The organism is Halobacillus trueperi, from assembly GCF_003386945.1.
GTDB lineage: Bacteria > Bacillota > Bacilli > Bacillales > Halobacillaceae > Halobacillus > Halobacillus aidingensis.
The window spans coordinates 123,861-140,292 of sequence record NZ_QUAE01000001.1; the positions used below are offsets into that span (position 1 = coordinate 123,861).

At 43.5% G+C, this 16,432-nt stretch carries 11 protein-coding genes and 1 pseudogene; 5 read left to right on the forward strand and 7 right to left on the reverse strand.

All coding sequences use genetic code 11. The annotated features are described in order from the left end of the window. Positions 1–21 precede the first annotated feature (21 nt). The 4 genes and pseudogenes from DYE48_RS00635 to DYE48_RS00650 all read right to left on the reverse strand — a co-directional run bounded on the left by DYE48_RS00635 (position 22) and on the right by DYE48_RS00650 (position 9,427). Entirely contained in the window at positions 22–1,434 is a 1,413-nt protein-coding gene (locus tag DYE48_RS00635) for a glycoside hydrolase family 18 protein (protein WP_115821935.1), read from the reverse strand. A 136-nt stretch (positions 1,435–1,570) separates the two neighbouring features. Then, a pseudogene (locus DYE48_RS00640) lies at positions 1,571–2,520 on the reverse strand (nucleoside hydrolase). 250 nt (positions 2,521–2,770) lie between these two features. Beyond that, positions 2,771–8,320: a lamin tail domain-containing metallophosphoesterase family protein gene (locus DYE48_RS00645; RefSeq protein ID WP_115821936.1), complete on the reverse strand. Its 5,550-nt coding sequence runs from the start codon at positions 8,318–8,320 to the stop codon at positions 2,771–2,773. 201 nt (positions 8,321–8,521) lie between these two features. Further along, positions 8,522–9,427, reverse strand: a complete 906-nt coding sequence (locus DYE48_RS00650; RefSeq protein ID WP_115821937.1) for a DMT family transporter — start codon at positions 9,425–9,427, stop codon at positions 8,522–8,524. Positions 9,428–10,000: 573 nt separating this feature from the next. On the opposite strand from DYE48_RS00650, the gene DYE48_RS00655 reads away from it, so the two are divergent. Continuing rightward, positions 10,001–11,203 (forward strand): MFS transporter, encoded by a 1,203-nt coding sequence (locus tag DYE48_RS00655; protein WP_244199334.1) that lies wholly within the window; start codon positions 10,001–10,003, stop codon positions 11,201–11,203. 187 nt (positions 11,204–11,390) lie between these two features. On the opposite strand, the gene arr is transcribed toward DYE48_RS00655, so the two are convergent. Then, a complete protein-coding gene (gene arr / locus DYE48_RS00660; RefSeq protein ID WP_115821939.1) occupies positions 11,391–11,807 on the reverse strand; it encodes an NAD(+)--rifampin ADP-ribosyltransferase in 417 nt (138 codons plus the stop codon). Between the two features lie 309 nt (positions 11,808–12,116). On the opposite strand from arr, the gene DYE48_RS00665 reads away from it, so the two are divergent. Both DYE48_RS00665 and DYE48_RS00670 read left to right on the forward strand, forming a co-directional pair. Next, positions 12,117–12,623 carry a GNAT family N-acetyltransferase gene (locus DYE48_RS00665; RefSeq protein ID WP_244199335.1) on the forward strand — a complete coding sequence of 169 codons (507 nt, stop codon included), beginning with the start codon at positions 12,117–12,119 and terminating at the stop codon, positions 12,621–12,623. 22 nt (positions 12,624–12,645) lie between these two features. Next, on the forward strand, positions 12,646–12,861 hold the full coding sequence (locus DYE48_RS00670) for a hypothetical protein (RefSeq protein ID WP_115821941.1): 216 nt from the start codon (positions 12,646–12,648) through the stop codon (positions 12,859–12,861). Positions 12,862–12,895: 34 nt separating this feature from the next. Here DYE48_RS00670 and DYE48_RS00675 read toward each other — a convergent pair whose 3' ends face one another. Together DYE48_RS00675 and DYE48_RS00680 are read right to left on the reverse strand one after the other, a co-directional pair. After that, positions 12,896–13,720, reverse strand: a complete 825-nt coding sequence (locus tag DYE48_RS00675) for an alpha/beta fold hydrolase (protein WP_167449408.1) — start codon at positions 13,718–13,720, stop codon at positions 12,896–12,898. 93 nt (positions 13,721–13,813) lie between these two features. Next, positions 13,814–14,692 (reverse strand): alpha/beta hydrolase, encoded by an 879-nt coding sequence (locus DYE48_RS00680; protein WP_115821943.1) that lies wholly within the window; start codon positions 14,690–14,692, stop codon positions 13,814–13,816. 101 nt (positions 14,693–14,793) lie between these two features. On the opposite strand from DYE48_RS00680, the gene DYE48_RS00685 reads away from it, so the two are divergent. Both DYE48_RS00685 and DYE48_RS00690 read left to right on the forward strand, forming a co-directional pair. Further along, positions 14,794–15,867, forward strand: a complete 1,074-nt coding sequence (locus tag DYE48_RS00685; protein ID WP_115821944.1) for a glycosyltransferase family 2 protein — start codon at positions 14,794–14,796, stop codon at positions 15,865–15,867. Beyond that, complete coding sequence (locus DYE48_RS00690; protein WP_115821945.1) at positions 15,867–16,310, forward strand: glycosyl-4,4'-diaponeurosporenoate acyltransferase CrtO family protein; 444 nt, start codon at positions 15,867–15,869, stop codon at positions 16,308–16,310. Before DYE48_RS00685 ends, DYE48_RS00690 begins: the two co-directional genes overlap by 1 nt. Positions 16,311–16,432 lie beyond the last annotated feature (122 nt).

Here is a 16,432-nt window from a genome sequence, read left to right on the forward strand (position 1 = left end):
GCCTCCCAAGGAAAGGAGACCTCACATTTTCTTCACTTTGAAATTACGCTGAAGAACCGGCCAATTTTGTGGGAAGGGGCTGCCTAGAACCCAGTAGCTTGCGCCTCTCAGACCGTACTCTTCGAGCGTATCATATTTAGCCTGCACACTCCTTGCGTCTTCAAACCAAACTTCATGCTCCTGCCCACTTTCATCGGTATACCGGAAAAAAGGCGATTGATATTCTTCATTGTATTGGATGGGGACCCCGTATTTTGCAGCGAGTTGGATCGCTTCCTGTGGGTTGACCGTTCGGGCGTATGTACCCTGCACCCATGGGATTTCCCATTCACGTCCATACAAAGGCATGCCCATTAGGATTTTATCACGCGGAATGACGGTGACGGCGTAATCGAGCACTTCACGGACCTTGTTGATTGGTGCGATGGCCCACGGTCTTCCCCCTGACCAGCCCCATTCATATGTCATGAGCACAACGAAATCAACAATGTCCCCATGGGCTTCATAATCATGGGCCTCATAAAGCAGTCCTTGCTGATCTTCGCGTACTTTTGGCGCGAGGGCGGTGGAGACGCTGAAACCTTCCGGACGCAAACGGCCGACGACTTTTCTAAGAAAAGCATTGTAATTTTCTTTATCTTCCGGATACACATATTCAAAGTCGAAGTTTACTCCTGAATAGCCTTTCGCACGCATCTGTTCCAATAGGTTTTCGATAAAGGTATCTTGAATCCCAGGGTTTCGTAAAAAAGTGGCTGCAAGATCTGAATCGAAGCTGCCTCCGACGAAATTAGTGACCACCAGCAACGGGGATATGTTTTGGGCAGCGGCCGCCTGTAAAACCGCTGCGTCATCCAAATCTGTCAGATTTCCGTCTGTTTGGATGGTCCGTGTGAAAGGAGAGAGGTAGGTGAAATGGCTGCCGAGAGTGTTTACTTCCCTCGCTCCTTCTGCATTCGTTCTCGTAATGTAAGCGTTGATTTCTTTCACAGGTCGAAGAGGGGAAGGGATGGCGAGTGTCATACCGATAGAAATGACCGCCGGGTTTTCAATGCCATTCGCTTCAGCAATTTCAGAAACTGACACGCCGAACTGGTTGGCGATTTTCCAGAGGCTGTCGCCTGGTTGAACCGTGTAATTTGTAAAGGGAAGAAGGAGCATTTGACCGACAAAAATGAGCGCTGGGTTCGATATGTTGTTTTTCTCAGCCAAGTCCTGCACCCGGACACCATAGCGGTTCGCAATGTTCCATAAATTGTCTCCCGGCTGGACGACGTATTCTTTATTCGGCTCAGGAATGACGAGCGCCTGACCAATCACGACCATATCAGGATTGTTCAGTTGGTTCAGAAGGATGATTTGATTGATATCGACTCCGTACCGCTGGGCGATTTTCCAAAGGGAGTCACCATTTTCTACAGCATGAATGATCATTTCGCCCCTCCTTTTTGCGCTTTTTTATGAAGATATGCAGAGGGGCCCTGTCCTTATGTATAAGCATTAATAGTTGGAACTTGATGGCAGAAGGACTTTGGAGAGAGGTTGATCATTTTAAAAGGTTATAACCGTTTTATATATATCGAGTAGTCATCACCGTGACAAAATCATTTACAAACGCCTTGTAGTTGAACGATATGGCGATATGATCTGTATTCTCTGTCGCTTGTTCACTGGAATTCGCCCTGAAGTCGGCGATACTTTCACCTTTTGTATTATCAAAGTTTATAGATACAGAAGCCTGGCGTTTGATATACCCGACTTGTTCTGGGTTTACTAAGGCAAACACAGTAAATACATCATGCAACGGACTGCCCGAAAGGCCCGGATTCAATTTCTTATAAGCAGTGGTATAGTAATCAAAAATCGGCTTAATAAGGGGGATAAACGCATTAAAAGACTGGGAGGTAATGCTTTGAATGGTTTCGGGAGTAATGACGGCATGATTTGTAACGTTTAATGGAGTGATATAGATATGATTTAATTTGTTTAAAACGAGGTTGGCAGCGATTGCGTCCCCATGAAAGTTAGCTTCTGCAACAGGGGTAACGTTTCCAGGTACTAAAAAGGCGCCTCCCATACAATAAATGGCCTTTACCTTTCGTAATTTCTCTTGGCCTCCCAATAAAAAAGCAATAGCCAAAGATGTAGATCTTCCTACATCCAGAATCATTAGATTGTCTGCGTATGAATCGATGATTTTAAAGATCTCATCGAAATTTACGACTTCTCCTTCTACTGTCTCTGGAGGGCGGATGGGCCCAAGTCCTTCTTCCCCGTGGATTTCCGGATAAAATACAGCGATTTCCTACTGAGTGGACTTTTTGCGCCGCCAATGATAGGGATATCTTCCCTCCCAGCCAGCTTTAATAGGTACGATACATTCTGAATGGCTTGTTTCTGAGGAACGTTCCCATAACTTGAAACAATACCCACTACATTTATTTTTGGATTTAAAAGTGCGTACATGATGGCCAGTGAGTCATCAATTCCTGGGTCGCAGAACAGTAAAACATTATGCATAAAAACCCCCCATAATTATAGATAAGCTATTTTATGTATGACTTCGTAATTAAATCACAACCTATGTTTTCAGTAAGGATGGCGAGGCATCTTTCATGTGTTATGCCATTTTCGATTCGATTTTCACAGGGGTGTAATTAATGAAGGAGAAGAATACACAAACTTATCAATCGGTGGAGTTTGTGTGTTATCCTATGTGAATTTGAAAAAAGGGCACTGCGCTATACATCCGCAGGCCCTTTCTCTATGATCAGTAATCAAGTTTAAAAACGTATTCTTCTTCTAAGCCCGCTATCCATAAAACATACGTATCGTCTTTTGATACAGTATTGTCAGGTGTAAATTCAATCTTTTTCCCATTCTTTTTCATCAGGATTGTTCCTTTGATTCTCTTGTCTTCTTCATTTTTAATCCTGATGGAGGCTTCCCCTATGTTTTCATTTTTTAGAGTGTTCGGAAGTTTGATTTCCCATTTCCCTTTTTTCTCTTTCACTTTCAAAGGTTTCACTTGGTCATTCTTGTTTTTCTTGTCTTTTTCATCTTCTCCTTTATCTTTCTTATGATTGGCCTCTGTTGTAAAAGACCAGACGGGCGATATCGTTTCTCCACCAAATTGGTCGGAGACTTTAACATACCAGCTGTATTCTGTTTCTTCATTCAGATCCTTCCATAAAACCTTGGCCTTATGATCGGACTTCGCTGTTCTTGCTTTTCCAACTTCCTGATCCGTGAAGACATTGACTTCAAATGTGTCTGTTGAAACCTCTTTCTCTTTTGGTTGAAGAGGGAGGTCGATAATGAATTCGTCTTTACCTGGGTAAGTGGCGGCGTCATAGTAATTGTAATCATCCAGATAAGGCGAGTATGTTTTTACATAAATCTTATTTTCGTTAGGATTGACATGGAGAAGTCGCAGATACCCTTGTCCGCCTTCTGGCCCGCCTTGATAGTCGGCAAGCATCTGATATACTTTCCGGTCGGCCGTACCGTCACCATCGTCATCAATTTCATCAATAAGTGTTTCACTGTCGTGATAGTGGCCACTCAACACAGCAACCACATTCTCATTTGGTTCTACGACTTGCTTGTAGATGTCTTCTCCAAGCGGACTGCGGTTTCCTGATACCAGGAGATACTCATGGAAGCTCAGGAATGCCATCCGGTCTGGATATTGAGCTAGAACGCTGTTCATCCAGTCCAGGTCTTCCTGTGTGACGCCCCAGCCCATATAAAGCATTAAAAAGTCATTGCCGTTTACACTTACGAGATCGTAATGGCCGCGGTTGTCTTTGTATGATTCACCATAAGTGGGCTGGTTTTCGAATCGAGATGCCCCGAAATATTTGGAGTAATGGGAGTAATCGTTGTTTTTCTGATTAACATCGTGATTCCCAGCAAGAACACCATAAGGAAGTCCGGCACCTTCAAGCACATTCATATATTCATCAGCATAGCTCCATTGCTGATTATCATCCCATTCATCCACCAAGTCTCCGGTATGGAAAACGTAAGGGATGTTGAGTGTTTCTTTGTTCGCTGCTACCCAGTCGACCATATCTTTATAAATGTAAGGGTAACTTTCTGAATAATACTGGGTATCTGACATCCAAACGAGGGTGTAATCAAATGGTGTTTCTTTTGCGATTTCATCCTGAATGAGCACTTGTACTTTTCCGTCAGAAATATAGCTCATGTCCTTAAGCTGGGCAGTGAGTGCAAAATCCTGCTCTTCTGCCACTTTCCATTGCTTTAAGTCCCATTCACTGGTAGAGAAATTCCACACGTACATGGAGACCTTTCTTCCTGGGAGTGACTTTCCCTCCCAGTTCAGTTCCACACGATCCGATTCCGTCAACTCCTGCCCGACTTCAACTTCAAAGCGGTGATAAGGGAACTTTTCTGTTGAAGTCGTCGTGAAATAGGTTTGATCGTTGGAAGTGATTTTTTCTATATCGGTTTCCTGGAGCAATTTGTCGCTGCTGCTGCTGAGTTCTGTAGGAGGTTCTGTCGTTGAACTGCTTGAATATACCTGGATTTCCGAATCACCTGGCTTATATTCAGCTCCTTTATAGAATTCGACCAGCATATCATCAGCCGTTGGATCGCTCACTTTCACAGAGAGAGAAGCATTGTTTTTTACATTTTCAGCGCCGTCTGTTGGAGATAGGACTTCAGGTTGATATGGGTGTTCTTCAACAACGGTAAAGGTTACTTGTTCCTCCGCTTGGTTTCCGACGAGGTCTGTAGCTGTTACTTCAAAGCGATGTTCCCCCGGAGATAGCTTCGCTGACGATGTCTGGTACGGAAGCTCGATCGTTTCCCCATCAAGGAGAGCCGTTACCTCTGTTACGCCGGACCATTGATCTTCGATGTCCGCATCTAGTGTGAATTCTCCTTTGTACTCTGTATTTTCGTCCACGGAAGCAGTGATTACCGGCGCAGAATTATCGACGACAACCTCTGCTTGTTTGGTGTCCCCGCCATCAGATGTTTCAATGGTGTGGTTTCCTTCCTCATAAGCGGTGGTATCCCACTTATATGTTTTTGAAATGAACGGTTCTTCTGGAAAATCGAAGCTGAATTCAAGGGTGGGGATGGACGCCCCGCCATCTCCAATTGACAGCTCTTGATCCGGCTTATTGTATTTCGGATCATAAATGACGGTACCGTCACTCAACACCATCCGGACATTTTTAACATAAAAATCATCCCGGTTTTCCTCAGATTCCTGATCAAAAGGGGAGACCTTTGTTCCGGACCTGATGGCGATCGTTGTCGATTCTCCGTATGGAATGTTTTCTGGTTCAATAGGGACTGTCATGGTCTGATACGTGTTGACGGTATCATCAAAAATAAGAAGGGTTTCGTCGTCCATCGTTACCCCATTCTTGAAGTACAAATTAGTTTTCTTTACATCAAAAGCAAAATAGGCTGGTTGTTCTAGCGATCGGTACGTTTCTGATGTTACTGAACGTCCGTCAATGCTCAGTTCAATTTGATCATAATTTTCACTTGAAGAGGTAGCTTTCAAGAGCGTCTCTCCTGTTAAGACCTTTTCATCCTCCACATTTAGGCGAAGACCTGTCTGCTGGTCGTTTCCGATGATTTGGACGGATTTCTTCTCTGTTGTGATGGTGTTTGTACCATCGGAAACCTCTAGATAATATTCAATATTCTCTTTGCCGATCATGACAGGGGAATAAATCGTATGATGATAAAAACCATCATCGTAATCCTCTTGAAGGTCAACGCTCGTGAATTCCTTTTGGGTATTGTTTTTGTAGTAGAGAGTGACGGTTTTTACTTCTTGGTTATCCCTCGCATCAAATCTTAGTTGAAGGTTTTCTTGTTCATTGACTTCTTTGATGTTTGTCAGGTCTTCCAGTACGGGTTCTTCCTGATCTTCTATCGTCTCTACTAAAATCTCTGGGATCTGATAGGTTTCTACGGAAGCAGGCGTTGCTTCTTTTGCAGCGCTGCTCACCTTAACCATCTTGTTGGAACCATCGGTAGGAAAGGCGTAAACGATGCCCTTATTGGAAGATGGATCTTTTTTATTTGCCTCATCGTTGTATTCGGTCGTAATGATGTCATGTCCCGTGTTGGTTGCTACAACGAGCCCGCGATTCCCTGAGTTTGACATGCCATTAGATTGGATAGTAAAGAGGTTCTGCCCGAATTCTAAATCTGTCCCGTAGTTCTCATTGAAATCACCGGCAGTTTGATCTTGATTTCCTGTGTTTTTTATCCAAAAAACGACACTCTGGCCAGAAGGTATCATGACATCTTCCTGCTCAGGACTCCAAAGAAGGTCGGCAGCAGGTCCTTCCATTGGGTATCGGTAACGAAGCTTATAATCTTTGAAATTCATATCTTTAGAGCTGTTGTTATACACTTCAATATACTCATAACCATCCAGTCCATTGACGTTCACTGAATCAGGAACGACTTCTGTGATTAGAAGTGTCGGCACCTGCTCCGCGTCATAGTCAGCTGTTTGTACATTTACCGTGTACGTTTCTGTTTCTGCCACATGGACCCCATCTGTAGCTTCAATTTTGTAAGTAAGGTTACCTGTTCTTGTATCTCTGGAAGGGATGACAGCTTCATAAACATCCATTTTTCCTTGGACAGCCTTCATATCAAGGCGCATCCATTCCTCTGCCTCTACATTTTTATAAGAAAGGGAGACGGTGTTGATTTGTTTATTATCTGTGACCTGAGCCTCAATCTTCAGGTCATTACCACTTTTCACAGAATCGATCGGTTCATGGCTGATGAACGGCGCTTCTGTATCATCGGAAACTTCTACCGGTTCTGCAGGCGTCTGTCCATTTAACAGGATTCCAGGGGTTCCCAAAGGGGCGGTTCCTGTTTTTACCATGGATGTGCCGGAAGAAGGGTACTTGTAAGTGATGCCTTGATTTTCTGCTGTATCCATTCCATTCGTGTTGTACGTACTGACAGATAATTCTGTTCCGAGGTCATCGGCAATAATAATGGAACGCTGGCTGCCATTTGCCATGCCATCAGACGAGACGGTCGTCAGTTCTTCTTTCGTCAGGTCCGTTCCGTAGTTTTTATTGAAATCATCAATGGTGAGGTCATCATTGGCCCCATTTTTAATCCATATAACAAAGGGCTGCTGAGGTCCAATGGTCAAGTCTTCTGTCAAATCCCATTCGAGCTGGGAAGAACCGGGGTACCGGTAGATGATTTGGTAGTCTTTAAGATTAATAGGCTGGCTGGTATTGTTGTAACCTTCGATAAACTCATACCCGTCACTGCCACCTACATTGACCGTGTCCGGTGTGACTTCGGTCAGTAACAGTTTGGGCACGGATTGAGGATCTGCTGAATCTTCGATGGTTACCGCTGCTGAAAAGGGTTCTGTTCGATCTTCAGGGTAGGTAACGGTGTTTGACCCATCTGTCACTTCAATAAAATAAGTAAGTGACTCTCCTAAAAATTGCTCATAAGGAATCTCGGCTGCAAAGTTGGTTTGGTCTTCTGTTGTAAGCGAAACAGACTGCCAGTTCATTTGCGGATGAGTCTGGTAGTGCAACGTTGCAGTGATGACATCCTGATCATCCTCTATTTTCGTTTGGATGGTTAAATTCTGGCCACCATCGACAGTGGTGACTGGAGTATGAGTGATGACGGGTGCAGAATTATCCTCAGATGGGACGACTACCTGTTCTGCATGAATGTCTCCCGGCGTAGCAGGTGAGGACGTTTGATATGTATTCATTTGTGCATTTCCTGATTGAATTTGGAAGTGTTTAGAGAGATCTTCGGAAACTTCCTCTTTCGAATAAACGGCAGAAATCACAAGTCCTTGATTGGCGTCAGTAATCGTAATACCCCTGTCCCCACCGTTCGACATCCCGGTGAATCCCTCACCACTAAACTCTAAAATCGTCACGTCTTCACTTGTAGAAGGAAAATGCTCTCGAAAGGATTCTGTGGCGGCTCCTGTTTTGTTAAACCATAAAACAACCGTTTCCTTCGATTCGACCGTGTAGTCGGGAACTGAAAGAGTAATATCATCATAGCTTCCATCTGTGTAGACATATTGGAAAGAGTAGTCTTCCAGATTGATTTTTTCTGTAGAGGAATTATATACTTCGAAATACTCGTAATCCTCAGGCCCTTGAATATTTGGAGCTATTTCAGTGACTAGCAAACTTTGAGTCTCTTCTGCCTTTATGACGGAGTGATCACCACCTATTAGTGCTGCACCTAATAGTAGACTCGACATCACAAAACTTCTGAACATGTTCTTATTTCTCCTCTTCATTTAAATCCTCCTTTTGGAAACACTGTCCAAAGAGTAGAGGAGAAGTTTGATGGTTATGTGAATGTTCGGTAAAAAGAATGTAAAAATTGGATTTTTATGTAAAATGGTAGGTTAGTGCTATGAAAAAAGAAGGAGTTCGTTTATCTGAAGTAACATGGTCGTCGATGAGGTTGTGTCTCCAGTAATGATAGGGTGGCATATTTAATGTTGATTTACCGCTATTTTTTCCTCTGAAGGTTGAGAAGGCTTCCTTAAACTAAGCACGACAACTGTAAACAGGATGAGCACCATTCCAAAAAGTTGAATAATGGTCAAATGATCTCCGATAAGCAGAAAGCCAAATAGCGAAGCGGTTACGGGTTCAACCATTGCGACCATTGAAGCTGTCGTTGGAGCCGTCCACTGAATGCCGATGACATACAATATGAACGAAATTCCAGCCCCCAAAATTCCCAATAAAAGAAACCAGCCTATGTCGTTTGAGGTCATTACGCTAGCGACTTCTCCCATGTCCGCGAAAAGCAGAAGGATAAGACAAAATGAAAAAAATGCGGTGGTTAAAGTGGTTTGTGGCTTTCCGATGGAAGAGGCGTTTTTAAATCCGAAGATAAATAATGCATAGGAAAGACCGGCAGCAAGCCCGGAGGCCACACCTAAAACACCCACGGATATCGAATCGGTGTTGTAAGCACCTGTAAGGAGGATAATCCCCATAAGCACCCCTAATATACACCCCCATTTAAACCAAGTCGAGCGTTCAATTCGTAATAAAAATGAGATGACAAGGACGAAAACCGGTGCTGTGTACATTAAAGTAGAAGCAACAGCCACGCTTGAAGCCTGGATCGTAAGAAAATAAAAAGTGAAATTCCCAGCCACACCTACACCAGCCAATAAGGACCATATGTACAATTGACTCGAGGAGCTCCTATTTTGTTTCATGCTTAAAAGAAACCATACAAAAAAACACACAAAACCAACAGCCCCTCGGTAAAGGGAGATCACAATAGGATCCCACCCCTTATTCATCAAAGTATCTGCAATTCCGCCACTAACGCCCCAGCATATAGCTGCAAGAATAACTAAGCTTACACCTACAGATCTCATATTGTTTATGCCTCCTAAAAAAATGATGATGCAACTTTAATCCCTTTACTAGAATGTAAAGGGACTTCATAATGACGGAAGTTCAAGAGCCGAAACTTTTCTGTTCGTTGCTAATCAAATGTATTTTTAGAAGGCATAACAGGGCGTGCCTTGCCTTTTTATGCATCGTTCAACTTTAACGGAAATGATATTTTCTTAGAATAGGGAACTTTGTGGTCAGAGGATATTGAATAAAAGTGAAAGCTGATCCTAATATCGATGATAAAAAGGGGGTACTTCCTTTTTGAATTAACCATTCATGTTATTGCGGAAATGGTAACTATTAACAAATGTTCCCTAATTTTAGCAGGTGATTCACTAATTATTCAAGTAAAAAAATATAAAATTTTATTGGATATTTACGTTCAGACCAAGAGTGTGGAGGTCTGCAGGACGGAGGCGTGCTATTTTAGTTATGAATGTTTTGTGACAACTAATCATATTCACAGGTAATTCCCAATATTTGTAGAATGGATTCTTAAATGGGGTGTTATTATTCGTCAATCAAGCTTCTCCCAAAAGAAGAATTCGTTTTTGCTACTGTTTGGATTGGGCATCTCTACTCTAGGGGACTTTATTTATCTTGTTGCCATAAATGTCTTAGTTTTACAACTCACAGGGTCAGCTGCTGCAGTAGCTGGATTATGGATTATTGGTCCAATCGCTTCGATGGTAACGAAATTTTGGTCTGGGAGTATGATCGACCGTTTGAACATACGAAGAATCATGATTGGCACAGACCTCATTCGTGCAGCTTTAGTTGCGATTATTCCTTTTTTCAATTCAATTTGGCCGATCTATGTGTGTCTATTTTTCCTCTCCATTTCAAAAGCGTTCTTTGAACCGGCAGCCATTACTTATATTACAAAGGTTGTTCCTGAGAAGGGACGGAAACAATTCAACTCTTTTAGAAGTTTGATTACTTCAAGTGCCTTTTTGATCGGCCCGGCTATTTCTGGTGCACTTCTGCTTATTACATCTGTACATCTATCCATTTGGCTGAATGCTTTTTCTTTTGTTGTTTCTGGTATCATGGTGTATTTATTACCAAACGTGAATACGGAGGCTGATCAAACCGTACATACATTTAGTTTGAAGATGTTAAGAAGCGATTGGAAAGAAGTGTTTAGATTCAGTCAGAGCAACCTCTTCATTGTAAAAGTGTACTTCTTAGCTCAATTGTTTATGATTGTTGCCCTTGGTATGGATGCGCAAGAGGTTGTCTTTACTCAACAGGTATTACATTTGTCTGAGACAGACTACGGTTTACTCATAAGTCTTACAGGGGTAGGTTCTATTTTAGGAGCAGCTACTGTGTCGCTTGTGGCTGGAAAACTGTCGATCAAAGCTTTAATGGCCAGTGGATATTTGCTGGTATCGGTTGGTTATTTAGTCTATGCTTTCTCCGTTTCCTTCTGGACGGTAGCCATTGGATTTATGATCTTAGGATTTTTCAACTCCTTTTCTGGTACTGGGTTTATGACTTTTTATCAAAATAACGTTCCGGTGAAAATGATGGGGAGAATCTCCAGCATATATGGAATCTTTCAAAGTGTTCTTCAGGTCATCTTTATTTTATTGATTGGTTTTACAGGTGAGATCATTCCGGTTCGATACAGTATCATTGCTGCTTCGATGTTATTACTGGTGCTGAGCTTTTGGCAGATCAAATTGGTTCTTATGCCAAGCAAATCCGGGTATTTCAAAGAAGAGGCAGAACTCAAAAGCACCTCTTAGGAATGTAAGAGACGATAATGGGTGAATGTGGGGGAAGCGTAGGGGGAAGCGTAGGGGGACCCTCTAGATAGAGGGTCTCTTCAAGTTTTAAGACAACCATGAATCTTCATGGTCATTTCTATTTTCTAAGAAATTCATTCATTATACGAATTCATGAATGGGGTTTTAAATTCATAGGTGATAAAAATTAATCGTAGATCACATCTTTTCCTTGTTCACGTAACTTTTGTAAAAAGGTAAGCATTTGATTTATTTCTTCATCAGAATGTCTTTCCCATGAACTTAACACAGCTGTTATTTTCAAAGGTGATTTTGATCGATAAGAACGTGTTGGGTTTCCAGGGAATTTTTTATCCGTCACGTTCGGATCATTTTCAAACTCCCCTAATGGTTCTACAATGTAAATTCGCTCTTGAGAGGTAGACTTCGCTAATTCAGCCCCCCATTTAGCCGCATCCAATGTGGCAGTAAAGTAGATATAGTTGGATTTTTTGTCCTGGTAATTGGATAAGTGCTGTGGCCTTAATAGGTCTCCGATTTTCAATTCTGCTTTCGTACCATGAAAGAAAGGACCGCGATCGATGACATCTTTTTTTTCATTCATACGGAAACACCTCTTATTTAGATTTGTATGTAACAGTATAGGAGATGAAGGACTGGAAAGGTAGTCTGTAAATCTTTTTTTATTGGCGGTATAATGGAAGTAGAGGATGTAGTTCGAACGACAGTCACCATTTTTTGAGAATCAAATGATGACTAGCTTGTGGCTGTGTATCAAACCATCCAGCGTGGAATTAAACGAACGAAAGCTCAATCTTTCAATTTTTATTTTGAGAGATTGGGATTTTTAAATAAATCAGAGGAAACACGATTCCATAGAGCTATAAAAAGATTAGAAAGGAGATAAGATATCGTGGAAATCTTAAAAGCAGAACCGCCTCACGTTGACGGGATTGTGCGTGTCTGTTCAGAGGGTAACCGCACCACTTATGCGGATTTATACCCGGCGGATTACATAGAACAAATCATCCAGCAGTTTTACACACGGGAAAGGATCATGGATGAGGTCACGCATACAGGAAAAGAATGGAGCGGATATATTGTTGCTGTAGACAAGGGGAAGGTTGTCGGCGCCTGTGGAGGCGGGATGATCGATGAAGAGGCATGTGAGCTTTATGTCATGTACCTTGATCCCTCCAGAAAAAGGGAAGGGATCGGGACAAAGCTGCTGGAAGCTTTTGTTAAACAGCAGAAAAAGGAGTGCGTAGCAAAGAAGCTATGGGTTTCTGTACAGGAAGGCAATGATCAGGGCATTCCTTTCTATGAAGCAAAGGGATTTGCATTCTCTCATAGTCAAAAAGGATATGGAAGTAAGGAAGCGGAAAAGTACACATCGCTAAGGTATTGGAAGTTTATATAAACCCGGCAAGAGGTGTTGGAAGATGCAAATAGGAAGCAGGAAAATAGAGTGGAAAGATGGCATGGTTGGTTTGGCGTTCATCGTCGTTCTTTACTTTACGCTCCCGCAATTTGGAGTGAACCCTTATTTTATTTTGCTCACCTTGATGACGATTGTGGAATGGGTAACAAAGTTCATTCTTCCCTGGATTGTTTTGTACTGGGCGATTCGATGGGTCAAGCATGTAGAGTCCAAATAAAAGAAAAGCGCCAGGCGTGATGCCGGCGCTTTTCTTAGTGATTGGAGTTGATGACTTCTTCCGTTACGTTCTTCAAATCCATCTGACCTTCCGACTGAATGAAGGAAATGGCCAGTTTGTTAAACGATTCGGTTTTATCTAAGTTCACGACGTGTCCGCTCTCAGATAAAAGGAGGAAGGATGTGTTCGGCATGTGCCGTGTATCTTTCATCACATCATCTCTGAACATGTGGTCGCCTTCCCCTGTAATATACAATTTCGGGACGGAGGCGGCGTTCTCATTCACGTGTGTAAACGTGTCCGGAACCGAATAAACGATGTTGTACCACCCTAAGAAATCTTCCCTTTTCATTTGGGAGGCTTCATGGATAAAGGCATCTCTGGACTCTTTATGGTTCTTTCTCGGCATTAAAATGCGTGCGCACAATGAATACAAATACAAGTGCGGGGTGACATTTTTCAGCATCGTCCCCAATACAAGAAGGAATTTCGCTAAAAGGTTGATTCTTGTGATCGCTCCGCCTAACACAGCGGTCTGGACGCGGTGAGGGGCGGTGGACAAGACGTGCTGAATGACGACGGAACCTAGAGAAATCCCTACGAAGTGGGCCTTTTCCACCCCTAGGTGATCAAGGACACCGAGGACTTCGTCTGTAACGGTTTCAAAGGAAAACTTCTCTTTATAACTGGACAAACTCGGTGAATTTTTGTGACCGGGTAAATTCACGACGATGATATTGAAAGACTTGCGGAATGCTTTCATCTGTGGGAAAAATATGTTGACGCTTCCACCGATGCCATGGAGGAAGATGACATACTCCTTGGACGGGTCGGAGCCTAACACTTTATATTCTAACAATGGATCACCTGCTTTAATAAAACTCAATACGACACTAACCGTCATTATAAGTCAAAAAGCAGGGGGTGGCAAAGGATAATCGGTCAGGTTTTGTTACGATTCTGTGACCTGGCGCATCGTTTTAGCAATCATACGCCATGCTTCTTCTGCTTGATCCCGCGGTCCCTGGTGGGTGAAAGCGTGGGAGCACCCTTCAAAAACGTGTACGTCTACATCGACATCCGCTTGTTTCAACTTTTCTGCGTAGGCTTTTCCTTCCATTGTAAAAGCATCATATTCAGGTATGATGAAAAGCGCTCGAGCCAGCCCATCGACCTCTTCTGCTTTTACGGGGGAAGCGAGCGGGTGCTCCGCTTGATTTTTTTCTGGGACATAACAATAGTTGAGAAAATGGGCGGCCTCCGGGTACTTCGCCCGCCATTTATCCGGCTCTGGTTTATCGCCGTGCGGGGTGACGAAGTCGAGCATCGGATAGGACAGTACTTGCAGAAGCGGCTGTCGTTCGGAGCGCTCTTTCAATAGAAGGCAAAGGGCAGCGGCCATATTCCCGCCTGAACTTTGCCCGCCGACCATCATTTGTCCGTGATCAAGATGGAGCTCTTCTGCATGGGCTTTGAGCCATTGGTAAATCTCGTAACACTGCTCGACAGGTTTTGGAAAAGGATACTCGGGCGCTTTTGCATAGTCGACATTGACGATAACGCATCCTGATTCATTCGCAAGGAAACGACAGTACGGGTCGTCCATTCTTTTTTCATTCATAATGAAGGCGCCGCCGTGCATGTTCATATAAACAGGGAATCGCTTCCCATCAGGTGCAGCCGGATAATACAAGCTGATGGATATAGGTTTCACCCCGATATCGACAATCAAGTCTACTTTCTTATGTACATATTGAAACGGGACCATCAGGTTTCTTTCCGCCTGATTGGGGAAAAGTCGCAGTAATCGTGCCATCCATAATTTAAGCATCATTGAACCCTCTTTTTTTAATAACCATTGTACCCGCTCTCGTCCTTGTATAATCAAGAGTTCCTGAGGTGACAATGGAAGTACATAGGGAGGTGGTCGGAATGTGGGGAATGATCCTGGCAGTTTTATCAACCCTGCTACTTTTTTGGCATAAATTATCGTTTCCTAAAGGAAAACGTAAGAATACAGAGATGTACACATTGATCATTCCAGCCCGTAATGAAGCGGAAAACTTGAAACGTCTGCTGCCGACTTTAGTGTCTACAGAACCTCAACGGGAAATCATTGTCGTCGATGACGATTCAGAGGATTCGACGAAAGGTGTTGCCGAGAGTTTTGGCGTGAAAGTGGTGGACAATCCTCCGTTACCTCCCGGCTGGGTGGGCAAGTCTTGGGCCTGCTATAACGGAGCTAAAGCAGCGAAAGGAAAGACGCTCGTGTTTTTGGATGCAGATACATGGTTTTCTGATGGAGGGGCGGACCGTCTGGTGAATGCTTTCGACGGCGAAGGTTCTGTCCTGACCGTTCATCCTTATCACGAAATGCGCTCGTTTTGGGAAAAGTTATCCGGCGTTTTTCATTTGGTCGTTATCGCATCCTCCGGTTTAACGACGGTGTTGAAAGATAAACTCGGGACCCAGGGCGGTTTCGGTCCCTGTCTCGTCATAGCTGCTGATACCTATTGGAAGCTTGGAGGTCATGAAGCGATCCGAGGAGAGATTGTTGAACACCTGGCCTTTACCAGATTAGCAGCTTCCAAGGGGTTAAAAACGAAAGCCTATAGCGGTTGTGGTGTATTGAATATGCGGATGTATGAGGCGGATCTGAAACAAGTAATTGAGGGCTGGGCCAAAAGCTTTTCGACAGGAGCAAAAACAGCGTCACCGATTATGACGATGGCGAACGTCGTGTGGCTCACCGCCGTTTTATCTTTTCTAATCAATCTGCCTGTCCTTGGGTTGTGGGGCGCTGCGGGGTATGTGGCCTTAGCTGTACTGGTTCATAGGACTTGGGCCGGGATCGGTAACTTCAAATGGTATGATGCCCTGTTGTTCCCACTACACTTCTCTTTTTTCGTGTTTGTTTTTGCATACTCGTTGTGGAAGACCTTTTTCGTGCGGCAAACGACTTGGAAAGGGCGCTCGATTGTTGATAAAAAAAGGAGTTCCTCTTAATGGTTGTCAATATAGTCGCCTGGCTGTGCATCCACCTTGGTGTGAGTAGTTTTGTCTCTCTTGCTCCGGAGGCATTTGTGAATGCCTTCGCTGGGTTATATCGTGTGCGAACGTGGGAAAAGCAGGCGAAGGTTTATGAGCGTCTGGGTGTGAAAAAGTGGAAAGATCGGCTTCCTGAAGCGCGGAAGTGGTTTCGAAGAGGGAAAACAGCAGCACATTTGCGCAACCCTTCGCAATGGGATCGTTTTGAAAAGCAGACGAATCGTTCGGAGTTGTCGCATTGGGCCCAGATGTTCACTGCTCCTTTTTTCTTTTTGTTCAATCCGCCGTGGGCGGGCTGGATCATGGTAGCCTATGCGATTTTGTTCAATCTTCCTTTTATTATCGTGCAAAGATATAATCGCGTTCGGATGGTGAGGGTGAAAAATCGTGTGTTTATGTGATAGAGGACATTGGCGTCGAGTTAAAGGACTTGAACCAACACAAGGAAGCAGATGAGAAAATACGAATCCCTGGTCATTTTGGACCAGGGATTTTTAGTTGGGAGGGAATTGGTAACTTTTGT